The 24739-nt window shown below is 65.8% G+C and carries 25 protein-coding genes; 21 read left to right on the forward strand and 4 right to left on the reverse strand.

Annotated elements, in window-relative coordinates; translation table 11 throughout:
• Positions 1–11 precede the first annotated feature (11 nt).
• The 7 genes from cobA (at position 12) to GSQ92_RS17080 (ending at position 7830) form a co-directional block, all read left to right on the forward strand.
• Entirely contained in the window at positions 12–839 is an 828-nt protein-coding gene (gene cobA / locus GSQ92_RS17050; RefSeq protein WP_158803906.1) for a uroporphyrinogen-III C-methyltransferase, read from the forward strand.
• Positions 824–2137, forward strand: a complete 1314-nt coding sequence (locus GSQ92_RS17055) for a cobyrinate a,c-diamide synthase (protein WP_158803905.1) — start codon at positions 824–826, stop codon at positions 2135–2137. The genes cobA and GSQ92_RS17055 overlap by 16 nt, the downstream gene beginning before the upstream one ends.
• Positions 2134–3147: a nicotinate-nucleotide--dimethylbenzimidazole phosphoribosyltransferase gene (cobT, locus tag GSQ92_RS17060; protein ID WP_158803904.1), complete on the forward strand. Its 1014-nt coding sequence runs from the start codon at positions 2134–2136 to the stop codon at positions 3145–3147. The genes GSQ92_RS17055 and cobT overlap by 4 nt, the downstream gene beginning before the upstream one ends.
• Before the next feature lie 3 nt (positions 3148–3150).
• Positions 3151–3939, forward strand: coding sequence for an adenosylcobinamide-GDP ribazoletransferase (gene cobS, locus GSQ92_RS17065; protein WP_158803903.1), 789 nt, complete (start codon positions 3151–3153; stop codon positions 3937–3939).
• A gap of 262 nt (positions 3940–4201) precedes the next feature.
• A complete protein-coding gene (locus tag GSQ92_RS17070) occupies positions 4202–5191 on the forward strand; it encodes an ABC transporter permease (RefSeq protein ID WP_158803902.1) in 990 nt (329 codons plus the stop codon).
• Positions 5192–5232: 41 nt separating this feature from the next.
• Positions 5233–6192: a sugar-binding protein gene (locus GSQ92_RS17075; protein ID WP_158803901.1), complete on the forward strand. Its 960-nt coding sequence runs from the start codon at positions 5233–5235 to the stop codon at positions 6190–6192.
• Between the two features lie 78 nt (positions 6193–6270).
• Positions 6271–7830: a sugar ABC transporter ATP-binding protein gene (locus GSQ92_RS17080; protein ID WP_158803900.1), complete on the forward strand. Its 1560-nt coding sequence runs from the start codon at positions 6271–6273 to the stop codon at positions 7828–7830.
• A gap of 211 nt (positions 7831–8041) precedes the next feature.
• On the opposite strand, the gene GSQ92_RS17085 is transcribed toward GSQ92_RS17080, so the two are convergent.
• Complete coding sequence (locus tag GSQ92_RS17085; protein WP_158803899.1) at positions 8042–8623, reverse strand: histidine phosphatase family protein; 582 nt, start codon at positions 8621–8623, stop codon at positions 8042–8044.
• Positions 8624–8625: 2 nt separating this feature from the next.
• On the reverse strand, positions 8626–9525 hold the full coding sequence (locus GSQ92_RS17090; RefSeq protein ID WP_158803898.1) for a branched-chain amino acid aminotransferase: 900 nt from the start codon (positions 9523–9525) through the stop codon (positions 8626–8628).
• A gap of 102 nt (positions 9526–9627) precedes the next feature.
• Here GSQ92_RS17090 and GSQ92_RS17095 point away from each other — a divergent pair, with 102 nt between their 5' ends.
• From GSQ92_RS17095 to GSQ92_RS17125, 7 genes are all read left to right on the forward strand, one after another.
• Positions 9628–10146, forward strand: coding sequence for a MarR family winged helix-turn-helix transcriptional regulator (locus tag GSQ92_RS17095; protein WP_158803897.1), 519 nt, complete (start codon positions 9628–9630; stop codon positions 10144–10146).
• Positions 10146–10868, forward strand: a complete 723-nt coding sequence (locus tag GSQ92_RS17100) for a response regulator transcription factor (protein ID WP_158803896.1) — start codon at positions 10146–10148, stop codon at positions 10866–10868. The genes GSQ92_RS17095 and GSQ92_RS17100 overlap by 1 nt, the downstream gene beginning before the upstream one ends.
• 64 nt (positions 10869–10932) lie before the next feature.
• The gene (locus GSQ92_RS17105; RefSeq protein ID WP_158803895.1) at positions 10933–12270 is read left to right on the forward strand and encodes an ATP-binding protein; all 1338 of its coding nucleotides are present in this window, start codon (positions 10933–10935) and stop codon (positions 12268–12270) included.
• 134 nt (positions 12271–12404) lie between these two features.
• Positions 12405–12683: an exodeoxyribonuclease VII small subunit gene (locus tag GSQ92_RS17110; RefSeq protein ID WP_158803894.1), complete on the forward strand. Its 279-nt coding sequence runs from the start codon at positions 12405–12407 to the stop codon at positions 12681–12683.
• A gap of 1 nt (position 12684) precedes the next feature.
• On the forward strand, positions 12685–13602 hold the full coding sequence (locus GSQ92_RS17115) for a polyprenyl synthetase family protein (protein WP_158803893.1): 918 nt from the start codon (positions 12685–12687) through the stop codon (positions 13600–13602).
• 5 nt (positions 13603–13607) lie between these two features.
• On the forward strand, positions 13608–15530 hold the full coding sequence (dxs, locus tag GSQ92_RS17120; protein ID WP_159013775.1) for a 1-deoxy-D-xylulose-5-phosphate synthase: 1923 nt from the start codon (positions 13608–13610) through the stop codon (positions 15528–15530).
• Complete coding sequence (locus GSQ92_RS17125) at positions 15530–16192, forward strand: flavin reductase family protein (RefSeq protein ID WP_159013776.1); 663 nt, start codon at positions 15530–15532, stop codon at positions 16190–16192. The genes dxs and GSQ92_RS17125 overlap by 1 nt, the downstream gene beginning before the upstream one ends.
• A gap of 219 nt (positions 16193–16411) precedes the next feature.
• Here the strand turns inward: GSQ92_RS17125 and GSQ92_RS17130 are convergent, their stop codons facing one another.
• Positions 16412–18241: a hypothetical protein gene (locus GSQ92_RS17130; RefSeq protein ID WP_158803890.1), complete on the reverse strand. Its 1830-nt coding sequence runs from the start codon at positions 18239–18241 to the stop codon at positions 16412–16414.
• A gap of 135 nt (positions 18242–18376) precedes the next feature.
• Here GSQ92_RS17130 and GSQ92_RS17135 point away from each other — a divergent pair, with 135 nt between their 5' ends.
• The 7 genes from GSQ92_RS17135 to GSQ92_RS17160 all read left to right on the forward strand — a co-directional run bounded on the left by GSQ92_RS17135 (position 18377) and on the right by GSQ92_RS17160 (position 24142).
• Positions 18377–18808 carry a YraN family protein gene (locus tag GSQ92_RS17135; RefSeq protein ID WP_254065728.1) on the forward strand — a complete coding sequence of 144 codons (432 nt, stop codon included), beginning with the start codon at positions 18377–18379 and terminating at the stop codon, positions 18806–18808.
• An 89-nt stretch (positions 18809–18897) separates the two neighbouring features.
• Positions 18898–19632 (forward strand): trehalose-phosphatase, encoded by a 735-nt coding sequence (gene otsB, locus GSQ92_RS17140; protein ID WP_158803889.1) that lies wholly within the window; start codon positions 18898–18900, stop codon positions 19630–19632.
• Positions 19633–19731: 99 nt separating this feature from the next.
• On the forward strand, positions 19732–21102 hold the full coding sequence (locus GSQ92_RS17145; RefSeq protein ID WP_158803888.1) for a trehalose-6-phosphate synthase: 1371 nt from the start codon (positions 19732–19734) through the stop codon (positions 21100–21102).
• Positions 21099–21593 (forward strand): GNAT family N-acetyltransferase, encoded by a 495-nt coding sequence (locus GSQ92_RS17150; RefSeq protein ID WP_158803887.1) that lies wholly within the window; start codon positions 21099–21101, stop codon positions 21591–21593. The genes GSQ92_RS17145 and GSQ92_RS17150 overlap by 4 nt, the downstream gene beginning before the upstream one ends.
• Before the next feature lie 330 nt (positions 21594–21923).
• Positions 21924–22073 carry a DUF1127 domain-containing protein gene (locus GSQ92_RS17155; protein ID WP_158803886.1) on the forward strand — a complete coding sequence of 50 codons (150 nt, stop codon included), beginning with the start codon at positions 21924–21926 and terminating at the stop codon, positions 22071–22073.
• 69 nt (positions 22074–22142) lie between these two features.
• The gene (locus GSQ92_RS31450; protein ID WP_256367113.1) at positions 22143–22271 is read left to right on the forward strand and encodes a hypothetical protein; all 129 of its coding nucleotides are present in this window, start codon (positions 22143–22145) and stop codon (positions 22269–22271) included.
• A gap of 107 nt (positions 22272–22378) precedes the next feature.
• Positions 22379–24142, forward strand: coding sequence for a monovalent cation:proton antiporter-2 (CPA2) family protein (locus GSQ92_RS17160; RefSeq protein WP_158803885.1), 1764 nt, complete (start codon positions 22379–22381; stop codon positions 24140–24142).
• Between the two features lie 216 nt (positions 24143–24358).
• Here GSQ92_RS17160 and GSQ92_RS17165 read toward each other — a convergent pair whose 3' ends face one another.
• A complete protein-coding gene (locus GSQ92_RS17165) occupies positions 24359–24706 on the reverse strand; it encodes a tetratricopeptide repeat protein (RefSeq protein WP_159013777.1) in 348 nt (115 codons plus the stop codon).
• Positions 24707–24739 lie beyond the last annotated feature (33 nt).

Here is a 24739-nt window from a genome sequence, read left to right on the forward strand (position 1 = left end):
GGGAAAGGACGATGACGGTCTCGGATGCCCTGCGCCGGCTGATGGGCGAGGTTCCCGAGTTTCGGCCCGGCCATGTCTGGCTCGCCGGCGCCGGTCCCGGCGATGTCGGCCACCTCACGCTGCACGCGATCGCCGGGCTCGCCCAGGCCGATGTCGTGCTGCATGACGCGCTGGTGAGCGACCGCGTGTTGGCTCTGGCGCGGCCAGATGCCGCCCGGATTCATGCCGGAAAGCGCTGCGGCCGTCCTTCCTCCGAGCAAACGAGCATCATCGAGGCTCTTGTGGCACTGGCGCAGGCCGATAAGCGCGTGCTGCGCCTGAAGGGCGGCGATCCCTTCGTGTTCGGGCGCGGCGGCGAGGAGGTTCTTGCGCTGGCCGAGGCCGGGATTCCGTTTCGGGTCATTCCGGGCATGACGGCGGGCGTCGCGGGGCTCGCCGCCGCGCTGATCCCGGCCACGATGCGCGGCATCAACCAGGCGGTGATCCTCGCCACCGGTCACGGCGCCGAGTCGCAGCACGCAAGCCTCAACTGGGAGGCGATGGCGGCGCTGGGCCAGCCCATCATCCTGTATATGGGCGCGCGCCGCATCGGCACCATCGCCCGTCGCCTCATGGCGGGCGGCATGGCGGCCGAGATGCCCGCCGCCATCATCCGCAATGCCACGGCGCCGACGCAGGAGGTCACCGTCACCGATCTCGGCCATGTCGCGGCGGCGGTGGGACCGGGTGACGAGGAAGCGCCGACCCTCATCGTGATCGGCGGCATCGTCTCTATGCGCGGGCGGATCGCCGATCTCGTCGCGGGCATCGCCGGGGAGCTGCCTTGGCCGCCGGGCTGATCCTGGCGGCGCCACGCTCGGGTTCCGGCAAGACGACGGTGACGCTGGCGCTGGCGACGGCATTCCGGCGCCATGGGCTCGCGGTCGCGGTGGCGAAATCCGGGCCGGATTACATCGACCCCGCCTTCCATGCGGCGGCGACCGGCCGCCCGGCGCTCAACCTCGATAGCTGGGCCATGCCGCCCGAGTTGCTGGACGCGCTGTTGGGCGAGGCGGCGGCGGGCGCCGATCTCGTCCTCATCGAGGCTTCGATGGGACTCTTCGATGGCGCGGGTCCCAAGGGCGCCGCCGGTCGCGCGGCGGATCTGGCGGCACGTTGGGGATTGCCGGTGGTGCTGGTGCTGGACGTCTCCGGCCAGTCCCAGACGGCGGCGGCGAATGCGCGGGGGTTTATGGGTTTTGAGGCGGGTGTCGATATCGCGGGCGTCATCCTCAACCGCCTCGGCAGCCCGAAGCATGAGGCGGGCATCCGGCCCGCGATGGCCGAGATTGGTCTGCCGGTTCTGGGCGCGCTGTTGCGCGACCCCTCGCTGGCTTTGCCGGAGCGCCATCTCGGGCTGGTGCAGGCGGGCGAATTCGCGGATCTCGACACCCGGCTCGCCCATCTTGGGGAGCTGGCGGAACGGCGGCTCGATCTCGACGCTATCCAGGCGCTGGCGGTGCCCATTGCGGCGGAGGTGGCGACCTTGCCCGCGCTCCCGTTCGGCCAGCGCATAGCGGTGGCGCGGGATGCAGCCTTCACTTTCCTCTATCCGCATCTGCTTGAAGGCTGGCGCAGGATGGGCGCCGAGATCCTGTTCTTCTCGCCGCTGGCCGACGAGCCTCCGCCTGCTTTCGCCGATTCCTGCTGGCTGCCCGGCGGCTATCCCGAATTGCACGCCCCGGCACTCGCCGCCGCCACGCGGTTCAAGACAGGGCTTGCGGCTTTCGCGGCCACCCGCCCCGTTCATGGAGAGTGCGGAGGCATGATGGTGCTCGGCCGCAGCCTTACCGATGCGAACGGCGAGGCGCATGCGATGGCGGGGCTGCTCGACCACGCCACCAGCTTCGCGCGGCGCAAGCTGCATCTCGGCTATCGCCGCGCGGTGTTGGAGGCGGTGGGGCCGCTGGGTGCCGCAGGGGCGGCGCTGCGGGGTCATGAGTTTCATTATGCAACGGTCTCGGAGCCCGGCACGGACGCGCCCTTCGCCAGGCTGAGCGACGCCGCCGGAACCGATCTCGGTCAGGCGGGCGGCAGGCGAGGCCGCGTTTCCGGCAGTTTCTTCCATCTCATCGCGCGCGAGGATGCTACGCCATGACCACCATTCTTCCCGACCGCCTCGCGGATCTCCTCAAGGGATTGCCGCAGGGCGACGAAGCCTCGGCCCGTGCGGTCGCCGCCCGGCAGGCGCGGCTGACGAAACCCGCCGGGAGCCTGGGCATGCTGGAGGAAGGCGTGGCCTGGCTCGCCCGCTGGCAGGGCCGCGCGGTGCCGCGCCTCGATCAGATGGAGGTCGTGATCTTCGCGGGCAATCACGGCGTCGTCGCCCAGGGCGTGTCGCCGTTTCCGGCGGCGGTCACGGCGCAAATGGTGGCGAATTTCGAGGCGGGCGGGGCCGCGATCAACCAGATTTCGGGCCAGGCGGGGGCGGCGCTGGCGGTTCATCCGCTGTCGCTTGACAAGCCGACCGCCGATTTCACCCTCGCCCCAGCGATGACCGAGGCCGAATTTCGCGACGCCCTCGCGGCGGGCTTCGCGGCGGTGACGCCGGGGCTCGATCTGCTGTGCCTGGGCGAAATGGGCATCGGCAATACGACGGTGGCGGCAGCTCTGTCGGCGGCGCTTTTCGGCGGCGGTGGCGCCGATTGGGCTGGACGCGGCACGGGCCTCGACCCGGCAGGCGTGAGCCGCAAAGCGATGGTGGTGGATAGGGCGCTGGCGCTGCATGCAGCCGCGCTGGGTGATCCCTGGGAGGTCGCGCGCCGTCTCGGCGGGCGCGAGACGGCGGCGATACTGGGTGCCGTGATCGCCGCCCGCCGCCGTGGCGTGCCGGTGCTGCTGGACGGTTTCGTCTGCTCCGCCGCGGCCGCGCCTTTGGCAAGGCTGCTGCCGGGGGGCTTGGATCACACCCTGATCGGCCATGTCTCGGCCGAGGCCGGCCACCGGCGGTTGCTGCGCGAACTGGGCCGACCGCATCTCCTCGATCTCGACATGCGGCTTGGCGAGGGGTCCGGAGCAGCGCTGGCCGTGACGATCCTCCGTGCGGCGCTCGCCTGCCATACGGGGATGGCGACTTTCGATCAGGCAGGGGTGACTGACCGGGACTGAGCGATGGCGGATATCCGGAGCCAGATCGACAGCCGCGTAGCGGAGCTGGTCGCCGCCTTCGGGCTGCTGACGCGACTGCCATTGCCGCGCGGTGTCGAAGGGGCGCCGTCCGGCCGCGCCGTTTGGGCCTGGCCGGTGGTGGGTGCTGTCGTTGGGACGATCGGCGCCGCGATGTTCCTGGTCGCCGCGCGGCTGGGGCTCGCACCTTGGCTCGCGGCGCTATTGGCGCTCGCCGCGACCACGCTCGTGACCGGCGGATTGCATGAGGACGGGCTGGCCGATTTCGCAGACGCCATGGGCGGCGCCACGCCTGAGCGGCGACTCGCCATCATGAAGGACAGCCGCATCGGCAGCTTCGGCGCGCTCGCGCTGATTTTCTCCGTTGCATTGCGAGGGGGCACTCTAGCCACCATCGCCATGGCGAATACGCCGGGCCTTGTGGCGGGTGCGCTGATTCTCTCCGGGGTGATCGGGCGAGCCGGGATGCTGGTGCCTTTCCTGCTCCTTCGCCCGGTGCGGCCGGGTGGTCTTGGCGCCAGTCTGGAGCGGCCGGAGCCGATTCGTATCGGCATCGCCGCCGCGATCGCCGTCGCTTTCGCGCTGCTGCTGCGGCCAGTCGCCATGGTCGAGCCGATGCTTGTCGCGGCGATCATCGCGGCGGGGCTCGTCACCTCGATTGCCTGGCGGCGCCTGGGCGGTCATACCGGGGACGTGCTGGGAGCTGTGGAACAGGTCGCGGAATGCACCACACTACTTGCACTTTCGGCAAGTTTCGGCGGTTTAACCCTTTGAATCGCTGAGAACGTTCCAATCCTCAGACATAACCGCGTTCCGCACTTGCCGCGATCTGTCGCGGCGATATACCGTCCGCCTCGGCAAGACGTGCTTCCGTGAAACGGCGAATGACTTCCGGCTAAGCCATGGCAACGACCGTGGTGCGAAAAGGCCGGTCCTGAACCGGCGCAACAAGAGTCGGGAGGACGGACGTGGGCCAACAGCCTCGTTGCAAGCATCGCGACGCCGCAGTCGCACCTGCCTCGGCAGGGCCACGCCAATGAGCGGCGCCACGGAAGATCAGGGCCGCCGGTCCTTCGTCAGCCGCGCGCTGCGTTCCCGCGAAACCGGCATTATCCTCGCGCTGATCATCATGGTCATCGGCTTGTCGGTGTTCGCGCCGGATTTCGCGACACCCGACAACTTCCTCAATGACTCACGCAACTTCTCCTTCGTCGGCATCGTCGTGCTGGGGCAGGCGATGGTCATGATCACCGGCGGCATCGATCTGTCGGTGGGCAGCGTCTGGGGTCTGTCCGCTGTCTCCTCCGCCGCCCTGATGAATGCCGGTATGGGCACCATTCCCGCCTGTGTTCTCGCGCTGCTGATCGCCGCCGCTTTTGGCCTCTTCAACGGGCTTTGTGTCACCAAGCTGCGCATGCCGCCCTTCGTGCCGACGCTCGCCACCATGAGCATCGCGCGCGCCCTTGCACTGGTGATTACCCGCGGCCATTCGATCGACGGCTTCCGGCCCGATGACAGCCCATTCTTTAACCTGGGCGGCGGCGCTATCTTTGGCCTGCCGAACCCCTTCATCATCTTCGTGGTGCTCTCGGTCATCGCGAGCCTTGTGCTCAGCCGCAGCGTCTATGGCCGCCAGCTTTATGCGGTCGGCGGCAATGAGCGGGCGGCGCGGCTGACTGGCTTGGAAGTCGATCGCCTCAAGATCAGCGTCTATGTGATTTCGGCGGTGCTCGCCGGTGTCGCCGGCATCATCGAGGTGAGCTACCTGTCCTCCGCCATCTCCAATCAGGGGCTCGGCAAAGAGCTCAGCGTGATCGCCGCCGCGGTGATCGGCGGCACCAACCTGACCGGCGGCGAGGGCACAATCCTCGGCGTCTTTATCGGTGCCGTGATCCTGGAAGTGCTGCGCAACGGGCTCGTGCTGCTTGGCACCGATGCTTATTGGCAGGGCGTCTTTGTCGGTTCCGTCATCGTGCTCGCGGTGTTCATCGACCAGGTCCGCAAGGGATTCTGGCGAACGCGGTAACGTGCCTATCCAAAAACCAAGTCCTATCGGGGAAGAACCTAATGAAGAACCTATTGTTGAGTGCCGCCGCCGTGATGACCGTGGGGCTGGGTCTGGCAGGCGCCGCCGGCCATGCGCAGGCCGCCGAGAAGAAGGTTTTCGCCCTAGTGCCCAAGGCGCTCGGCGTGCCCTTCTATGCCGATGCCGAGACGGGCTGCGAAGCCGAGGCCGCGAAGATCGGCGCTACTTGCCTGTTCACCGGCCCGGCGCAGCTCGATGACGCGGCGCAGATCAGCATCATACGTGACCTTATCACGCGCCATGTCGCCGGCATCTCGGTCGCGCCGAACAATCCGGACTCGATCAAGAACGTGATCGCCGCCGCGCTCAAGAAGGGCATTCCGGTCATCACCTTCGACTCGGATTCCCCGACCTCGAAGCGCATCGCTTTCGTCGGCACGAATAACGAGAGCGCGGGTGCCACGGCGGGCGAGGAATTCGCCAAGGCGCTGCCGAATGGCGGCACTTATGCCGTGCTGACCGGCGGCCTTTCGGCGCAGAACCTCAATGACCGCATCGCCGGGTTCAAGTCCAAGCTTGGGCCGAACTTCAAGGAAGTCACGGGTTCGCCTTATGCCTGCGACGATGATTCGAACAAGGGCGTGCAGGTGATCCAGGACATCCTGGCGAAGAACCCCAAGCTTGACGGCATCTTCTATTCCGGCGGCTGGCCGATGTTCGCGCCCGCGGCCTATGCGAAGGCGCTGAAGAACCGCGCCGCCGATCTGAAGGCGGGCAAGTTCGTCGTGGTGTCCTTCGATACGCTGACGCCGCAGCTCAAGCTGCTCAAGGAAGGCCTCGCGACCGTGCTGGTCGGCCAGCGGCCCTATGCCATGGGCACTGGGTCGATCGATGAGCTGAACACGCTCTCGAATGGCGGCACCGTGCCGAAGATCACCGACACCGGCACCGATGTCGTGACCTCGGCCAATGTCGACAGCTTCCTGGCAAAAGCGAAGTGATTCGCTGACGTCTTCGCCACGCCGGCGGTTTCGGGCCGGCGTGGCGAAGGGCCTTCCACTGCCGAAAGGCCGCCGAGCATGACCGTTCTCCTCTCCGTCCAATCGATCTCCAAGGGATTTCCCGGCGTGCAGGCGCTGCGCGACGTGACCTTCGAGGTCGAGACTGGGACGGTCCATGCCATCATGGGCGAGAACGGCGCCGGTAAATCGACGCTGATGCAGGTCATCGCCGGCGCGCTGAAACCGGATTCTGGACGCCTCATTTTCGATGGCGAGCCGCTCACCTTGTCCGGCACGCGGGATGCGGCGGCCAAGGGCATCTCCATCGTCTTTCAGGAGCTTATGCTCGCAGGCAATCTGAGTGTTGCCGAGAACGTCTTCCTCGGTGTCGAGCCGCGCGCGGCGGGTGTGCTGGTGGCGCGCGCTGAGATGCGGACGCGCACCAAGGCGGCGCTGGCTCGCATGGGCATCGCGATCGACCCCGACCAGCGGCTCGGCGAACTCACCATCGCCCAGCAGCAACTCATCGAGATTTGCAAATCCCTCGTCCATGACCCGCGGCTTTTGATTTTGGACGAGCCGACATCCAGCCTGTCGGAAGCCGATGCGCTGGTGCTGTTCCGTGTCGTGCACGACCTCAAGGCGAACGGCGTTACGATCCTCTATATCTCGCATCGCATGCGGGAGGTTTTCGAGAATTGCGATACCGTCACGGTGCTGCGTGACGGCCGCCATGTGCGCACGGTGCGACTGGCCGAGACGGATCAGGATGAGGTGGTGCGGCTGATGGTCGGCCGCGATCTTGCCGGCGTGCAGCGCGTGCGGCCGACGGGCGCGGAGCGGCCCATCGTTCTCTCGGTGCGCGATCTTGGTGACGACAAGCGCTACAACGGCATTTCCTTCGATTTGCGCGAGGGCGAGATTGTTGGGTTGGCGGGCCTGATCGGCGCCGGTCGGTCGGAGCTGGCGCTCGGCATTTTCGGTGCGCCGCCGCCGCGCCATGGCAGCATCACGCTGGACGGCAAAGCCATCACCATCGGCAAGCCGGGTGACGCGATGCGCATGGGGATCGGCATGGTGCCGGAGGACCGCAAGCAACAGGGACTCGTTCTGGGCCTCGGTGTCGGCACCAACCTGACGTTATCCGCAATGGGACTCGGCCATATTTCTAGCCTGGGTTTTGTGCGGCCGGGCGATGAAAGCCGCATGATCCGCGGCTATGTCGATCGTTTCCGCATCAAGACACCGTCGGTCGAGCAATTGGTGGGTCTGTTGTCGGGTGGCAACCAGCAGAAGGTGGTGCTGGCGAAGTGGCTGGCCACCAAGCCGCGCGTGCTGATCGTGGACGAGCCGACACGCGGCGTGGATGTCGGCACCAAGGCGGAAATCTACACGCTGATGCGCGAGTTGGCGCATGACGGGCTGGCCTTGCTGGTGATCTCCAGCGATCTGCCCGAGGTGCTGACAATCTCCGACCGCATCCTGGTGATGCGCGGCGGCGTGCTGGCGGGCGAGATTCCCTTCGACGAGGCGAGCGAGGAACGCATCATGGCACTCGCGGCACTCGAGCATGCGGAGCCGGGTGATCCCGGGGCGAAGCCGCCGATGACCTACGGAGAGGCGGAGGCGCGGAGCTGAGGGGGCTGCACGCGGCTGAACGGCGAAGTCTTAGGCGTCATATCTTTAGTTGGCACCGCAATCCAAACACTCGTCACGGCACGCGAAGGCGTGCGGGGCACCCCGTGCCATCCACGGCTTATTTTCGTCACGCAAGCAAGGCGTGGATGCTCGGCCTTCGCCGAGCAAGACGTGGTCAAGTGGGCAAGGTTCAAACCAAAGACATTCCGCCCTACACAACGACTTTAAGCGGTCCGCCGTGGCTCACCACGACTTGGTTTCCCGCACAGCTTTCGATGATTCCCCAAACTTCCGTCACACGCTCCACCAACGCAACACCACTTTCCCCACCCGGCGGCGCGAAACCCACGACATCCGCAGCCCAGGCGTCGAGTTCGTTGCGCGGCACCTCATCCCACCGCATTCCCTCCCACTCGCCGAAACTCATCTCCATCAACCGCGCGTCTACCCGCACCGCCGCACCACCCCAAGCGAGAGCCAAAGCCTCCGCGACTAACCGGCAACGAGACAGCGGGCTGGTCCAGATCGTGGCGCCGCGCATTGGTTCTAGCCGGGCCACGAGGTCGGGGATGTCCATGTCGGGATTGGCGAGGGGCAGATCCAACCGTCCGTAGCAGAGACCGTTGCCGCCAAGCAGCGGCGGGTGCCGGACCAAGGCGATGCGGCGACCGCCGACCATGCGGGTGACAATGCCGCCCATTGGCATCGTCGGACGGGCGAGAATCGCCGGATCGAAGCCCATAGCTGAAAAGGGCGCGGCACCTATGGCACCGCGCCCTTCATCCTCAGCCAAACTTACGCCGCGCGTGCGGCGACTTCGTCTGGGTGTAGCTGCACCAGCGCCTCGTAATCGCGCAGCAGCCGTTCGGTGATCGGACCCGGCGTGAAGTGATGCGTGTCGATCTGGCGCACCGGGGTGACCTCGGCCGCCGTGCCCGCGAGGAAGACCTCGGTCGCGCTGGGGATTTCGAAGGGCTCGATCGCGCGCTCCACCACCTTGATCTGGTGCTTGCGCGCCAGGCCCATCACCGTCCGGCGGGTGATGCCGTCGAGGAAGCAGTCGGGCGTCGGGGTATGCAGCGCGCCGTCCATGACGAAGAAGATATTGGCGCCCGTCGCTTCGGCCACGCGGCCGCGCCAGTCGACCATCAATGCATCGTCGAAACCCGCATCCTCGGCCTGATGCTTGGACATGGTGCCGATCATATAGAGGCCGGCGGCCTTCGAGGCGGTCGGCGCGGTCTCGGGATGCGGGCGCTTCCAGGTCGCATTGCCCAGGCGCACGCCCTTCATGCGGTCATTGCCGAACAGGTTCGGCCAGGCCCAGACCGCCACCGCGAGGTTGATCGTGGTGAGCTTGGCGGAAACCGCGAGCTGCTCCGAGCCGCGCCAGGCGATCGGCCGCACATAGGCGTCCGTCAGGTGGTTGGCGACGAGCGTCTGTTGGCAGGCGGCGTCGATTTCCTCTAGCGTATAGGGGATCTCGTAGCCGAGAATTTCGGCGGAACGCTTCAGCCGCTCGCTATGTTCGCGGAGCTTGAAGATATTGCCGCCATAGGCGCGCTCACCTTCGAAGACGGCACTGCCGTAATGCAGGCCGTGGGTGAGGACATGCAACTTGCCTTCTCGCCACGGGCGCAGCGCGCCGTTCCACCAGATCATGCCGTCTCGGTCGTCGAAAGGAACTAGCGCCATAACCCTGTTCTTCCGCAATATTGTTGCTTGGGATGGACAAAACCTAATGGCGAATCGCTTGTTAAGTCAACGAAGCTGTCGTAAAATGACCGTATGCCAGCCATGCCCCAGCCCGCTCATCCTGCCGCAGGTGCCGGCCTGCTGTTCCTGCGGGAGGAGGAACTTCGCCTCGCCCAGGATCTTCTCTTCTTCGCCTACCGGGACTTTACTCGCGCGGCGGATGAGGTGCTGGAAGGCTCCGAACTCGGCCGCGCCCATCACCGCGCCTTGCATTTCATCGGCCGCACGCCGGGTATCACGGTCAGCGACCTCCTCGCCATCCTCGGCATTACCAAGCAGAGCCTTTCGCGTGTTCTAACGACGCTGGTCGAGGAAGGCTATGTCGTTCAGGCACCGGGGCGGGTGGATCGCCGCCAGCGCTTGCTCAGCCTCACCGCCGAGGGCCAGGCGCTGGAGCGCCGGTTGTTCGAGCGTCAGAGGGACGTGCTGATGCGCGCCTATCGCGAAGCCGGCGGCCCGGCGGTGGAAGGCTTCCGCCGCGTATTGCGCGCACTGACCGGGGAATCCGGACCAGCCTTGGTCGAAACCCCGGCGCGGGAGCCGCGCGCGCGGAGCGCGTGATGGTCGCGGCCGAGGAAGCGACGCTTCCCGTCCATCTCCTTGTCGTCGATGACGATGCGCGGCTGAGGCGGCTCCTGGTGCGGTATCTTTCCGATCACGGGTTTCGCGTAACCGCCGCCGCCGATGCGGCTGAGGCGCGCGATCACCTGCGCTCGCTGCGCCCGGATCTGATGATCCTCGACGTCACGATGCCGGGTGAATCGGGTCTCGCTCTGGTGGATGATCTGCGGCGGCGGGGCGATGCCGAGCTACCGGTGCTGCTGCTGACGGCGCGCGGCGCGCCCGAGGATCGTATCGCCGGCTTCGAATCGGGCGCCGACGACTATCTAGGCAAGCCCTTCGATCCGTACGAGCTGGTATTGCGCGCCCGAGCGCTTTTGCGGCGGGCCGGTGGGCTGGGCGCCGTTGCCGGAACCGACGCCGCAGCGGTGCGGCTCGGCGACAAGGAGTTCGATCCCAAGCGGGGCGAGCTGCGGGGTCCGCAGGGTCCCATTCGGCTGACCGGCGGCGAGGTGGCGTTGCTGACAGCGCTCGCCGCCAAGCCGAACGAGATCCTGTCGCGGGAGGAAATCGCCGCCGCGCTGGAAATGGATGAGCCGGGGGAACGGGCGATCGACGTGCAGGTGACCCGCCTTCGCCGCAAGATCGAGGTCGACACCCGCGAGCCCCGCTTCCTGCACACGGTACGCGGCCGCGGCTATGTGCTGAAGCCGGGCGTCTAGGATGATGGCTTCGGCACGCCCGCCATCCTCCGCGAAGGCCGCGCCCTCTTCAGCTCGACCAGCCATGAAAACCCCCGAGCATGTGCTGCGGAAATTTCTGCCGCGCAGCCTCTTCGGCCGCAGCCTGCTCATCATCGTGCTGCCGGTGCTGTTGCTCGAGGCCGTCACGCTGCAGCTTTTCTACGGCGGCCATCTCGGCCTGATCTCCCGCCGCTTCGCCTTCAGCATCGCGAGCGAGATCGCCTTCAGCCTGGACATGATCGCCCATGCCCAGGACACGCGCGCTCAGCAGCGCATCATCGCCGAGGCGCAGCATCAGCTCGATCTTCGGATGAGCTTCGAGCCCGGCAAGAAGCTCGTCATGCGGCACCAGATCAATATCCTGGGGCCGATGGATGACGACCTGGCGGCAGCGCTGCACCAGCATGTCAGCCGCCCCTTCGACATGGATTGGACCTCGGACCCGCAATCGGTTCTGGTGCGGATCGGCCTGCCGGTCGGTGTGGTGAACGTCACGGTTCCGCGCAAACGGCTGGATGCCGGGTCGATCTATGTCTTCGTGCTGTGGATCTTCGGCACCTCGATCCTGCTCCTGCTGATCGCCGGGCTCTTCATGCGCAATCAGGTGCGCGGCATCCGCCGCCTTGCCCGCGCGGCCGAGACCTTCGGCATGGGGCGGGACCGGGGGCCGATCCGGCCAGAAGGCGCGCGGGAGGTGCGGCAGGCCGCCGCCGCCTTCAACCGCATGCAGGACCGCATTCTCCGCTTCCTCTCGCAGCGCACCGACATGCTGGCCGGGGTCAGCCACGACCTGCGCACGCCGCTCACCCGTCTGCGGCTTGCTCTGGCAATGCTGCCCAAAACCGAGGAACTGGCGCCGGAAGTCGCGGATATGACGGCGGATGTGGAGGAGATGGAACGGATGATCGCAGGCTACCTCGCCTTCGCCCGTGGCGAGGGGGAGGAGCGGGCGGAACCCGCCAATCTCTCGGCGATGCTGGAGGAGGTAGTGGCGGCCGCACGGCGGGCCGATGGACGCGTGACCTTCCACGGCACGCCCGACCTCACCCTGCCGCTACGGGCCGATGCCATGCGCCGCGCCGTCAATAATCTGGTGGATAACGCGAGGCGGCACGCGCGTCACGTGGTGGTGGGTGTCGCCCAGCATGGTGCCAGGGCGGCACAGATAACGGTCGATGATGACGGGCCGGGGATCCCACCGGAGCGCCGCGAAAGCGTCTTTCGCCCATTCGAGAGCGGCGCGTCCCCGGGCAGCCCCGGTGGCGGCACGGGCCTTGGCCTCGCGATTGCGCGGGACATCGTACGGGCACATGGCGGGGAAATTTTGCTCGGAGACAGCCCTCTGGGGGGTCTTCGCGCCACGATCCGGTTGCCGCTTTGAAAGCTTACGGCTAGCAGACCCGTGATAGGGCGAGTCTCGTCTAACTCTTCCAGGGGTTGGCGAGAATCTGTCAAAAGGATTACGACAATGTTCATGTTTCTCTTAATGCCGGACTCGCGGCGGGAAGGCCGCTGATGTCCGCCTCCGCCGCACCCCCAGCCGTGACCGGGGCCGCCCCTGGCGTGTTGGCCGATGTTGCCGCCTTGTCCTTCGAGGAGGCCCTGGCCGAACTCGAGCGTATCGTGCGCGGACTCGAGAGCGGCCAGCAGAAATTGGAGGAGGCGATCATCGCGTTCGAGCGTGGTAGCGCGCTCCGCCGTCACTGCGAATCGAAGCTCGCCGATGCGGAGCTGCGCATCCAGGCGATCGTCGAACGGGCCGACGGCACCCTCACCACGCGGCCAGTGGCCTGAGATGAGCACAACTCACGTCGCCAATGACGAAGGGTCCCGTCTGCAGCAGGTCCTCGGCGGCCGGGCGGAGGAGGTCGAGCGTGCACTCGACGTGCTGCTGCCGTTGCCGGACGGGCAGGAGCAGCGGCTCATCGAGGCTATGCGCTATGCCGTGCTCGGCGGCGGCAAGCGGCTGCGGGCCTTCCTGGTGATGGAGGTGGCGAGCCTGTTCTCCGTCTCGCAGGCCTGCGCGACCCGCGTTGCCGCTTCGGTCGAGATGCTGCACGCCTATTCCCTCGTGCATGACGACCTGCCGGCGATGGATGACGACGACCTGCGGCGGGGCCGGCCGAGCTGCCACAAGGCTTTCGACGAGGCGACCGCAATTCTGGCGGGCGACGCGCTGCTGACGCGGGCTTTCGAGCTTCTGGCCGATGAGGACACCCATTCCGACCCCTCGGCTCGGATCGAGCTGGTGGCGGCTTTGGGCGCCGCGGCAGGTAGCCGAGGCATGGTTGGTGGCCAGATGATCGACATGCTTTCCGAGGGCCGCGCGCTGACGGCCCCCGAGGTCACGCGTTTGCAGGCGCTCAAGACTGGGCGGCTGATACAATACAGCGCCGAGGCTGGCGCTATCCTTGGGCGGGCGCAGCAGATGCAGCGCCACCAGATCACCGCTTATGGGCGCGATCTCGGGGCCGCCTTTCAGATCGCCGATGACATCCTGGACGCCGAAGGCGACGAGGCGGTCATCGGCAAGACGGCCGGCAAGGATGCTGCCGTCGGCAAGGCTACCATGGTCTCCATCATGGGGATCGAGCAGGCCCGCACTCATGCCGAGATGCTGGCCAAACAAGCGGCCGGCCATCTGGCCGGCTTCGGCGACCGCGCTATCCATCTGATCGCCTTGGCTGATTTCGTGGTCTCGAGACGGAGTTGACGCCCATGCCCCCGCATACACCGCTGCTGGATCGCGTTTCAGTTCCTTCCGACATGCGAAACTTCTCAGGTGAGCAACTCGCTCAGTTGGCGGAGGAATTACGCGCCGAAACTGTCGATACCGTCTCCGTGACCGGGGGCCATCTCGGCGCCGCTTTGGGCGTGATCGAGCTGACCGTCGCGATCCACGCGGTCTTCGACACGCCGAGCGACCGGCTGATCTGGGATGTCGGCCATCAGGCCTATCCGCATAAGATCCTGACGGGCCGGCGTGACCGTATCCGCACCCTGCGCCAGCCGGGTGGCCTCTCGGGCTTCACCCGCCGCAGCGAGAGCGAATACGACCCCTTCGGCGCTGCCCATTCCTCGACTTCGATTTCCGCCGGCCTCGGCATGGCGGTGGCCCGCGATCTCAAGGGCGAGAATCGCGAGCAGCAGGTCATCTGCGTGATCGGCGACGGCGCGATGAGCGCGGGCATGGCCTACGAGGCGATGAACAATGCCGGCTCGATGAAGAGTCGGCTTGTCGTCATCCTCAACGACAATGACATGTCGATCGCCCCGCCGGTCGGCGCGATGAGCGCCTATCTGTCGCGGCTGATCTCCTCGCAATCCTTCCTCAACCTGCGCGACCTCGCGGCCCGCATGGCCAAGCGCTTCCCGCGCTCGATCGAGCGGACGGCGAAGCGGGCCGAGGAATATGCCCGCGGCATCCTGACCGGCGGAACGCTGTTCGAGGAGATGGGTTTCTACTACGTCGGTCCGATCGACGGGCATAACCTCGATCACCTCCTGCCGGTGCTGCGCAACCTGCGCGATGCTGATGAGGGCGGCCCGGTGCTGCTCCATGTCGTGACGCAGAAGGGCAAGGGCTACGCGCCTGCCGAGGCCTCGGCCGACAAATACCACGGCGTCACCCGCTTCAATGTCATCACCGGGGAACTCGCCAAGGCGCCGCCGGGACCGCCGAGCTATACCAAGGTCTTCGCCAACGCGTTGATCGCCGAGGCCGAGGCGGATTCCACGATCGTCGCGGTGACCGCCGCCATGCCGAGCGGCACCGGGCTCGACAGCTTCGGCAAAAAGTTTCCGGACCGGACCTTCGACGTCGGTATCGCCGAGCAGCATGCCGTGACCTTCGCCGCTGGTATGGCGACCGAGGGGATGAAGCCCTTCGTCGCGATCTACTCGACCTTCCTGCAGCGCGCCTATGACCAGGTAGTGCATGACGTCGCGATCCAGTCGCTGCCCGTCCGCTTTGCCATGGATCGCGCCGGTATGGTCGGCGCCGATGGCCATACGCACGCCGGCGTTTACGACCTGTGTTTCCTTGGCTGCCTGCCGCGCTTCGTTATCATGGCGCCGTCGGATGAAGTCGAGCTGATGCACATGGTCGCGACCTCGGCTTTGATCGACGACCGGCCGAGCGGAATCCGCTATCCGCGCGGCGAGGGCCTGGGGCTCACGCTGCCCAAGCGCGGGACGCCTTTGGAGATCGGTCGCGGCCGCATCATCCGCGAGGGTTCCAAGATCGCCATCCTGGCACTTGGCCCGCGCCTGCATGACGCGCTGAAGGCGGCCGAGGAATTGGCGGCGCGGGGTCTCAGCACCACGGTCGCCGATGCGCGTTTCGCCAAGCCGCTCGACACCGCGCTGGTCGCCCAGCTTGCCCGCCACCACGAGGTTCTCATCACCATCGAGGACAATGTGGCCGGCGGCTTTGGGTCGGCAGTGTTGCATCTGTTGGCGACCACAGGGCTGCTCGACAGCGGCATCAAGGTGCGGCCGATGTGCATCCCCGACAAGCTGATCGACCACAACACCCCTGCCGGCCAGCTCGCCGAGGCTGGGCTCACGCCCAAGGATATCGTGGCGACGGCGCTCTCTGCGCTGGGGGTCTCCGCTGCAAGTGCCGCCGTGAGGGCTTGATGGCCGAGGCTCTCCCAGTTCAGATACAGGACCGCGCGCGAGAATTCCGCAACGCGCTCGGTGCTTTCGCGACCGGTGTCACCGTCATCACGACGCGTGATGTCGGCGGCGCGGATGTCGGCATGACGGCGAACAGCTTCAACTCCGTCTCGCTCGATCCGCCGATGATCCTGTGGAGCATTGGCAAGAACTCGACCAACCTCGACTCCTTCATGCAGGCTGAGCGTTTCGCCGTGCATGTGCTGGCGATGGATCAGGAGAAACTGTCGGGCAAATTCGCGCGCCAAGGCACCGACAAATTCGCGGGCGTGGCGATCGAGCGCGGGATTTCCGAAGTGCCGCTGCTGGTGGGCGCAGCCGCGCGCTTCCAGTGCCGCACCGCCTTTCGCCACGAAGCAGGCGACCACTACATCATCGTCGGCGAGGTCGAGGAATTCGACCATGACGGCCACGCGCCGCTCGCCTTCCATAGCGGCGGTTACGGCATGTTCGTCCGGAACGAGCCCGCTGTCGGCGGGGCGGTTCCCGAGGATGCGTCCCTGGGCGAGCTTTTAGCCCGCGTTCAGCGCAAGGCGGAGGCGGAGATACTGGCGGGTCTTACGGACCACGAGGCCAACCTTTTGCGGCGGTTGCTACGCCGGGCAGCGGAAGCGAGCCTTTAGGGCGAATACGCAAGGGCCCGAACGCGCGGGCCAATCTCAAGGCCAAATCTCGAACATCTCTCCACCCGCTACCGTCATGCTCGGCGAAGGCCGAGCATCCACGCCTTGCTTGCGTGATACAGGCAAGGCGTGGATGGCACGTCTTCGCGTGCCATGACGAGATGGCGCGTGGGCCGTAAACGGAGGCGCCCGAGGAAACCAACCGCTACCAAAGCGTCTCTAATCCCCCGCGATATGCAGGTGCAGCGCCCGTTGGGCGATGAGCGAATCCGGGCCGTCCAGTTTGGACAGCACGACCGGTCCGGCTGGGTCCGCCGTGATCGTCAGGGTCTTCGGCTGGTCGATGAAGGCGGCGATCTGCTCCGCCGCGTCCTTCTGCTCCGATAGGAATGTCCCGGCGAGAACCGAGGCGGCCAGATTGGCCTCGTCCTTCACCTCGGGCACCGTCTTGCTCTGCTGCTTCGCCACCATGGTGAGGACGCGCTGGATCAGCGTGTCATTGGTGAAACGGATCATCATCTTGGTGGTCGCGATCTGTTCGATCTGCGCGAAAGCCTCCTCGACTGAGGTGGTGCCGATCGGCAGATTCGTGAAATGGCCGGTGACCTCAAGGGTTGCGAGACCCCGGGCCGCAACGCGGCCCTGCTCGATAGTGGCCTCCCGCTTGGCGAGGTCGGTTACCCAGACTTCATCTGCATCCAGCACGAGCGGATCGATGCCGAGCGCCACGAGCGGGTTGTCCGGGCCCGGCGCGATGCCCGCGGGTAGGCTGAGACCGCGCATCGTCATCTGCACCCTGAGCGGGGTGCCATTGTCCACCGTCTCCTCAAGAGAGGTGAGGGAGGAGGTCACGCCGGGCGCGGTGGTGGTGGCGAGACCCGCCAGTTCGAGCCCGGCGACCCTCACGGCGCCCGAACCCGCGCGCATCATGAGGTCGAAATTCGAGATATCCGGGGATTCCTTGAGCAGGGCGGCGGCATTGATGCCGCGCAGGGCGAAACGGTCGATCGTCACAGTCCGGTTGAGGGTTCCTTTAACGGAGAGACCCTCGAAGCCGATGCGGTCCAACACCGCGTCGCCGTAGCCGGAGAGCGCGAAGCGCTGCAGGTTGAACGCCATCTCCTGCTTTGGCGCCGTCAGGGATATGCCGTGCAGCGTAAGACCCTTGAGCGCGATGGCCTGAGCGTCGTCCATCGCCGCCTTCATGGTCTTGGCCTCGGCCGAGCCGGGCGCCGCCGCGAAGGGCCGGCCGGAGAGGCCATCGAGGCCAATATCGGCAATACTCGCTGATCCCTTCTCCATATCAGCGATCGAGACGCCCTTGATCGCCAGGTGGCCGATGAGCGGGCGGCGCTCCGGCCAGCTTGGCGCACCTGCGGCATACCGCTGCGCGTCAAAGACTCGGTCGAGCCCATCGAGGTCGAGCTGATCCACCGCGATCGAGGCCACGCGATCGCCGCGGGCATCCGCGAAGGCGGTCAGCGAGCCGGCGCGAAGATGGCCAGCGCGGTAATCCGCGACCGCCAGTTTTACGATGCTGCTGCCGGTGTCGTCGTGGATGCCGCTGGCGGTGATGCGCCTTGCGGCGAGGAGCGTGCCGCCCTCCGGCAGGCTGGGCCAGGTCGCGAGGCCGAGGGGAGGGGAGACGCCGGCGCCCAGGGCCGAGACATCCTCGGCGGTCAGGGTGTCGATGGTGAGGTGGTGACCATTTTGGGTCGTCGTGATGTCGGCGATGTTGGCGGAGCCGACCCTGAAGGGATCGTCGGTCGTGCCAGCGCCCGAGGCTTCCAGCAGGGTTACGCGGCCGGCGGAGAATACCGTCTGGCCTTCCCGCGTGATGACGAGGCCGACGAGGTGGAGGCGCTGGTTGAACAGGTTGTAGTGCAGCTGGTCGTAGTGACCAGTTTCGCCCTGCGGCAGATTGGCAATGGTGGCGTCCACCCGCTGCTTCGCCGTCCGTTGCGCCCAAAGCTGAGCCGCTCCCGCTGCCGCGGCGACGAGAATCACCAGCGTCGCGGCCGCGAGGCCCAGCTTGCGTCTTGTCTTCATTTGCGAATCTACCCCCTGTCGCCCTCGTCTTCTCCGTTGCCCCCGCACCCAGCGCAAGGGGTGGCAGCATGCCGTTGCCTCGGCACCCGAAGCTACGTCTTGCTTTACGTTGTAATATCGTAATGAATATGAGCCATGAGCACCACGCGGATTCGGAAAGCCACTCGCATGGCGGCGACCCCCTCGCCGGTGCTCGGGCCGCGTGTGGCGCGTGGCCGCACCGCGCAACGGAATGGCGTGGCCGCCGAAAATCTCGTCGTGGAGACGCTGTTCGCCGCTGGCTGGGTCATTCTCGGCCGCCGGCTGCGGACGGAAGCGGGTGAAATCGACATCGCGGCCGAGAAGGACGGGATACTCAGCATTATCGAGGTCAAGTCGCGGATGGCGCTTGATGTCGCCGCCTACGCTCTGGGGCCATCGCAGCGCGCGAGGCTGATTGGTGCCGCCGAAATCCTGCTCGGCGCCCATCCGGGCTGGGGCCGCGCCGGCGTCCGTTTCGATCTGTGGCTGGTCGGTGCGGGCGGCGCCTTGCGACAGGTGGCCGATGCCTTTCGCGCAGGCGATTGAGGTGTCGCCGGTGCCTCCGCGCCTCTCTCACCCTGGCGCTCCCTCGCCACTGCTCTATTTAAGGGTGGGTTTCTAGCTGCGGACGAAGAATGACACCGACCGATCTGGCGCCCGATACCGCTTTATTCCTCGATCTGGATGGCACTCTCATCGACATCGCGCCCCGGCACGATCTCGTGGTGATACCGCCTGAATTGCCGGGGCTGGTGGATCGCCTGCGGGTTCTCTGCGGTGGCGCGCTCGCCGTGGTAAGCGGGCGGCCCGCGCGGGACATCGAGGCGTTTCTCCCCCTGCCGGGACTGGTCTACGCGGCCGAGCATGGCGCCCGCATCCGCCTGCCGGATGGAACGCTTGAAGAGGCCGCCGGGCGGCTGCCGAAGCGCGAGGCCTGGCTCGCCTCCCTGCGGGCCGAGCTGCCGCGCTGGCCGGGTGCTCATATCGAGGAAAAGAGTGTCGGCTTCGTGGTGCATTACCGCCAGGCGCCCGAGGCGGGACCGGAGGTCCTGGCAAGCCTGACCCGGCTGGTCGCGAGTTCCCCGGGCGAGGTCGAGATCCTCACGGCGCTCATGGCCTATGAGGTGCGGCCGGCGGGCGTCGGCAAAGGGCCGGCGGTGCAGCGGCTGATGCGCATCGCGCCTTTCGCCGGCCGCGTTCCGGTTTTCATCGGTGATGATGTGACCGACGAGGAAGGAATGGCGGCGGCCGCCGAGCTCGGCGGCTATGGGTTGCATGTGGCGCGGGACTTTGACGGCGGTCCCGCCCAGGTGCGGCAATGGCTGGGCGAGATGACGGCGGCGCTGGCCCGTGGCATGACGCGTGGCTGATTGCGACAACGTGCCGATCGGCTACGCCCCGCGGACCTGTCTCCGGGTCGGGCTAATCCGCTGCGTGACGGGCTCGTCGCGAAGCAGGAAGGAAATGCTATGGCTCGCCTCGTAATCGTTTCAAACCGCGTTCAGATCCCGCACGAGAAAAATCCTCGCGCGGGTGGTTTGGCGGTGGCGCTGGGCAGCGGCCTCGTCCCCGGCACCATGTGGTTCGGCTGGAGCGGCAAGCGCGGCCATGTTGAGGAGGGCGCCAAGCCCGCGCTCCATGAGGCTCAGGGCGTTACTTACGCGACGATCGACCTCACCGAGCGCGAGTACGATGATTTTTACGTCGGATTCTCGAACGGCGCGCTATGGCCTCTGCTGCATTTCCGCATGGGATTGTTCGAGTTCAAGCGCGAGGAGGAGGAGGGTTATGCGGCGGTCAACAACCGCTTCGCCGAGTCGCTCCTGCCGCTGCTGAAGGATGACGATCTGGTTTGGGTGCATGACTATCACCTGTTTCCGCTCGGCGCCGCGTTGCGGGCGCATGGCGCGGGACATCGCATCGGATTCTTCCTGCATATTCCTTTCGTGCCGCCGGCCATGCTCGCCATCATGCCGCGCGCGCGGGAGTTCATTGCCGGCATCTGCGCCTATGACGTGGTCGGATTTCACACCGAGGATCACAAGAAGGCTTTCCTCGAATGCGTCCATGTCTTCCTCGGCGTTAGCGCTGATAAGGACGGCAATTTTGTCTTCGAGGGGCGGCGCGTGCAGGTGGTCGTGGATCCCATCGGGATCGACGCTGAGGAATTCGCGGCAGCCGCCGCGCGATCGGTGCGCGGCACCAAAGTGAAGCGGATGCGCGAGAGTCTGTTCGAGCGCAAGCTGGTGATCGGTGCCGACCGCCTGGATTATTCCAAGGGCTTGCCTCAACGTTTTCGGGCCTTCGCGCGACTGCTCGATCGTTTCCCCGCCCATCGCCGCCACGTCCTGATGATGCAGGTCGCCGCGACTTCGCGCGAGGATGTCGACCAATATAAGCAACTCCGCCGCGACCTTGACCGGCTTGTGGGCGACATCAACGGCCGCTTCTCGGAGTTCGACTGGACCCCTATCCGCTACATGACCCGCGCGATGAACCGCACCACCTTGGCGGGGTTTTACCGGATGGCGCAGATCGGGCTGGTGACGCCGCTGCGCGACGGCATGAATCTGGTCGCCAAGGAGTTCGTCGCGGCGCAGTCGAGCGCCGATCCCGGCGTGCTGATCCTGTCGCAATTCGCCGGCGCGGCGCATGAGCTGGGCGAGGCCCTGCTGGTCAATCCCTTCGATGCCGATGGCGTCGCGGAAGCCATCGATCAGGCGCTCAACATGGAACTTGGCGAGCGCAAGGAGCGATGGCATGCTTTGCGCGACAAAGTATGGGCTGGAACTCCGGAGCGCTTCACCGAGACCTTCCTGGCGGCCCTCCGCCCCGCGTGACGACTGGTCCGGCTGTCCGCATCGTCACCTTGGCGGAACGGCCTGATCTGGCGACGGTGGTCGCGGCTTGGCAGACCCTCGCATTCCCGGACGAGGAGACTGCGGCCGCGGCGCTGGCGCGTGTCTCCTCCCAGGTAGCAGCCGTAGGGCCTGAGCAGGTCTTCGTGCTGCTGGTGGGTAAGGAGCCCGCAGGCACGGCGAGCCTCGTGCACAAGGATTTGCCCGCGCGTCCGGACCTGACCCCATGGCTCGCGAGCGTTTATGTGGCGCCCCCTCATCGCGGCCGTGGCTACGCGGCCTCGCTGGTGGCGGCGGTCGAGGCAGCGGCCAGAACAGCCGCCATCCCAACCCTCTGGCTCTTCACCGCATCAGAGAAGCGCCTCTACGCGCGACTCGGCTGGATCGAAGCGGGGCGGGAAGTCGATGCGGGGGTATGCGTCACCCTGATGCGCCGAGATCTCGGCAATGCGGAGCCGCTTCGGAGCGCGTAGCCCGGCGCGTGCGGCCTCGACGCGCGCGGTCCCGGTCCTGGAGGGCCGGGTGGTGATGGGTTTGCCCAGCCCCCGAAGCTGATGCTTCCGAACCAGATCACATCGCTCGGTCACTCGCAGGAAGCAGAGCAGGCTCGCGACATCGTTATAGCGACTTGAGTTCGCTTTAAAGTAGACAAGCGGCCTCCGGAGGGTTATGCTGCACTGCAACATCAACCGGAGTACCCTGATATGCAGACCTTTGAAAGCTTAGTCCGCGTAGCGCCTAAATCGCCCATCGCGGTCGATTTTCTTGGCTTCGCCTCTATGAGCCGTAGCGTTAGAGCCGCCATGACGAACATTGTCACGCGCCGCGAGGAGTTGCGCGAGTTCCGGCAGCAGGCTCGCGAACTGGCCAGTTTCACGGACCGTGAGCTCGCCGAACTGGGCTTCAGCCGTGGCGACCTGCCTTCGATCGCCGCCGGCACCTATCGCCGGTAAATTCCACGCCCGATCGATCTTGGAGTTCATCCGCTTCGATGGGTTTCCAAAACCTCTCAGGAGATCATGATGACGAATAACAAGAGCACCACACTTAGTTCTGTCGCGCGCCAAGCACGCCGGGGCGGACTGCGCTTTTGGCGGCTGCTCGCTGAGCCGATTGCCGAGTTCTTCCGCCTGCCTGCCCATAGAGGCTGAAGCTTTGACGACTGACGGCTGCTATTGTTGCGCCTTACAAGGCTGAGCGCTCGGCCGGTATAGGCATCGCGCTTTAGCAGCCCGCCTCGTGGGCATGAGGAGGCGAGATGCTCGGAACGCTGGTGGCACTTTTGGCGGCGACGGCCATCGCGGTTCCCATCACCCGCAAGCTCGGTCTCGGCAGTATTCTTGGCTACCTGATCGCCGGAATCATCATCGGCCCGGCTGGACTCCAGCTCGTGACCAATGTGGGCCAGATCGGCACCGTCGCCGAACTCGGCGTGGTTATGCTGCTGTTCCTGATCGGCCTCGAACTACGACCGCATCGGCTCTGGATCCTCCGCAAGGCCGTTCTCGGTCTCGGGCTGGGTCAGATGATTCCGACCACCTTGCTGCTGGCGGGTTTGGTCCATTGGGCCGGGGTGCCTTGGACAGGCGCCATTGTGCTTGCGGCAGGATTGGCTTTGTCCTCGACCGCCATCGTCCTGCCGATGCTGGGGGAGCGGAAGCTGCTCTCCTCCACTGCCGGGCGCGACAGCTTCGCGGTTCTGTTGTTCCAGGACATGGTTTTCATTCCTCTGGTCGCGCTGGTTCCGTTGCTAGCCGGCGGCAATGTCCCTGCCCATGTCTCGTGGCTGGAAGTAGGCCGCGCGGTTGCGGTCATCGCCATCATCCTGGTCGGCGGCAGTTTCCTCGTCCGTCCGGTCTTCCGGTTCATGGGCGGCGCCAAGACACCCGAGGTTTTTACCGCGACAGCACTGTTGCTCGTCGCCGGAACGGCGGCCTTGGCGAATTGGGCCGGGCTTTCGATGTCGCTGGGCGCGTTTATGGCCGGCGTATTGCTGTCGGACTCCGAATACCGGCACGAACTTCAGGCCAATATCGAACCCTTCGAGGGCCTGCTGCTCGGCTTCTTTTTCATCTCGGTCGGCATGTCCGCCAATCTTCATCTGGCGATCGAGCATCCCGGGATGGTCGCCGCCGCCCTGGCCGTGATGGTGGCGGTCAAGATCGCGGTCACCTTCCTGCTCGGGCTTGTGAAACGTGGCAGCCTTAAGAGTTCCCTGCGTTTCAGCCTGGCTCTGCCCGAGGGGAGCGAATTCAGCTTCGTGCTGTTCGGCGCGGCTGTGGCCGCCGGATCGCTGTCACGCGATCAGGCTGATCTGGCAACGCTCGTTGTCGCGCTTTCGATGGTAGTCACGCCGATTCTTTTCGCGGCTTCGGAGCGGCTGGCGATGCCACGCTTCGATCGGCGCCCAGAGCCAGTCTATGACCGGATCGACGCATCCTCAGCGCCGGTGATCATCTGCGGATTTGGCCGCGTCGGGCAGGTAGTCGGCCGGGTGCTCCGCATGCAAAACATCGCCTTCACCGCGCTAGACAAGGATGCGGCGCAGGTTAGTGTCGTGCGGCGATTCGGCACCAAAGTCTATTTTGGCGATCCCACGCGCGAGGAAGTCTTACGCGCCGCGGGTGCGGAGACGGCCAGCGTATTGGTAGTCGCCCTCGATGATATGGAGGAAACGCTGCGTGTCGTCGAAATCGCCAAGCGCCATTTTGATCACTTGGCGATTTTCGCCCGCGCCCGCAATCGACGCCACGCCTATCGATTGATGGAGATGGGCATTGCCGGCATCATCCGCGAAACGTTTTTCTCCAGCCTGCGCCTCAGCGAGATGGTTCTGGAGGCGCTCGATATTCCGCCGCAAGCCGCCCAGCGCGCGGTGGAGTTCTTCCGCGAACACGACGAGCGCAGCATGTTCGAGACGCAGGCTATTGCTGGCGACGAAAAGCAACTGATCCAGAGCACACAGCAGGCAGCGCAAGAGCTGTCGGAACTTTTTGAAGCGGATCGCGAGGCACGAGCCTGAACGATCGACTGACAGGCAGGGCGATCGCTAGGAGCGTGAGTTTCCGACATCCAGACCGGGATGTCTTGGGTAGAAACCTAGTCATTCCGCCACGTCATGCTCGGCGAAGGCCGGGCATCCGCGTCTTTGCTTGCTTCACTAAGGCAAGACGTGGATGGCACGCCTTCGCGTGCCATGACGGATCTCTGGGGCGCCGTTCTATTAGATCATCACGCCCTAATTCTGAGGAATGGACGGATCGAGCTGGCGCGCCTTCGCCAGATCCGCATCGGCATCGGCCGTTTCGCCGAGAGCGCGATATGTTAGGCTTCGGTTATAATAAGTCTGCGCGTGGGTCGGATCGATCCGTATCGCCTCGTCGAAATTCTTGATCGCGTGGTCGTACTTTCCCTTTTTCAGGTAGTATTTCCCCTCGCAGTCAAGGGCCATGCGTTGGCTGAGAGTGGGTTGATCCGCCCCCGAATAGGGGCAGCCAGATGCGAGCTGATTGGCGGGAGGCGCCGCGCAACTGCTGAGGCCGGCCATTGTGGCCAGCGCAATTAACAGCATCCACTTGTCGCGCATTCCTCGGTTTCCCCGCAATTTATGTTGGCCGTC

It is taken from the genome of Acidisoma sp. S159, from assembly GCF_009766125.1.
Lineage (GTDB): Bacteria > Pseudomonadota > Alphaproteobacteria > Acetobacterales > Acetobacteraceae > Acidisoma.

Excerpts from the sequence above, each read along its gene's own strand:
- cobA (WP_158803906.1), top strand. The coding sequence starts at position 12 with ATGACGGTCTCGGATGCCCTGCGCCGGCTGATGGGCGAGGTTCCCGAG.
- cobT (WP_158803904.1), top strand. The coding sequence starts at position 2,134 with ATGACCACCATTCTTCCCGACCGCCTCGCGGATCTCCTCAAGGGATTG.
- cobS (WP_158803903.1), top strand. The coding sequence starts at position 3,151 with ATGGCGGATATCCGGAGCCAGATCGACAGCCGCGTAGCGGAGCTGGTC.
- GSQ92_RS17070 (WP_158803902.1), top strand. The coding sequence starts at position 4,202 with ATGAGCGGCGCCACGGAAGATCAGGGCCGCCGGTCCTTCGTCAGCCGC.
- GSQ92_RS17075 (WP_158803901.1), top strand. The coding sequence starts at position 5,233 with ATGAAGAACCTATTGTTGAGTGCCGCCGCCGTGATGACCGTGGGGCTG.
- GSQ92_RS17080 (WP_158803900.1), top strand. The coding sequence starts at position 6,271 with ATGACCGTTCTCCTCTCCGTCCAATCGATCTCCAAGGGATTTCCCGGC.
- GSQ92_RS17090 (WP_158803898.1), bottom strand. The coding sequence starts at position 9,525 with ATGGCGCTAGTTCCTTTCGACGACCGAGACGGCATGATCTGGTGGAAC.
- GSQ92_RS17095 (WP_158803897.1), top strand. The coding sequence starts at position 9,628 with ATGCCCCAGCCCGCTCATCCTGCCGCAGGTGCCGGCCTGCTGTTCCTG.
- GSQ92_RS17100 (WP_158803896.1), top strand. The coding sequence starts at position 10,146 with ATGGTCGCGGCCGAGGAAGCGACGCTTCCCGTCCATCTCCTTGTCGTC.
- GSQ92_RS17105 (WP_158803895.1), top strand. The coding sequence starts at position 10,933 with ATGAAAACCCCCGAGCATGTGCTGCGGAAATTTCTGCCGCGCAGCCTC.
- GSQ92_RS17110 (WP_158803894.1), top strand. The coding sequence starts at position 12,405 with ATGTCCGCCTCCGCCGCACCCCCAGCCGTGACCGGGGCCGCCCCTGGC.
- GSQ92_RS17115 (WP_158803893.1), top strand. The coding sequence starts at position 12,685 with ATGAGCACAACTCACGTCGCCAATGACGAAGGGTCCCGTCTGCAGCAG.
- dxs (WP_159013775.1), top strand. The coding sequence starts at position 13,608 with ATGCCCCCGCATACACCGCTGCTGGATCGCGTTTCAGTTCCTTCCGAC.
- GSQ92_RS17125 (WP_159013776.1), top strand. The coding sequence starts at position 15,530 with ATGGCCGAGGCTCTCCCAGTTCAGATACAGGACCGCGCGCGAGAATTC.
- GSQ92_RS17130 (WP_158803890.1), bottom strand. The coding sequence starts at position 18,241 with ATGAAGACAAGACGCAAGCTGGGCCTCGCGGCCGCGACGCTGGTGATT.
- GSQ92_RS17135 (WP_254065728.1), top strand. The coding sequence starts at position 18,377 with ATGAGCACCACGCGGATTCGGAAAGCCACTCGCATGGCGGCGACCCCC.
- otsB (WP_158803889.1), top strand. The coding sequence starts at position 18,898 with ATGACACCGACCGATCTGGCGCCCGATACCGCTTTATTCCTCGATCTG.
- GSQ92_RS17145 (WP_158803888.1), top strand. The coding sequence starts at position 19,732 with ATGGCTCGCCTCGTAATCGTTTCAAACCGCGTTCAGATCCCGCACGAG.
- GSQ92_RS17155 (WP_158803886.1), top strand. The coding sequence starts at position 21,924 with ATGACGAACATTGTCACGCGCCGCGAGGAGTTGCGCGAGTTCCGGCAG.
- GSQ92_RS31450 (WP_256367113.1), top strand. The coding sequence starts at position 22,143 with ATGACGAATAACAAGAGCACCACACTTAGTTCTGTCGCGCGCCAAGCA.
- GSQ92_RS17160 (WP_158803885.1), top strand. The coding sequence starts at position 22,379 with ATGCTCGGAACGCTGGTGGCACTTTTGGCGGCGACGGCCATCGCGGTT.
- GSQ92_RS17165 (WP_159013777.1), bottom strand. The coding sequence starts at position 24,706 with ATGCGCGACAAGTGGATGCTGTTAATTGCGCTGGCCACAATGGCCGGC.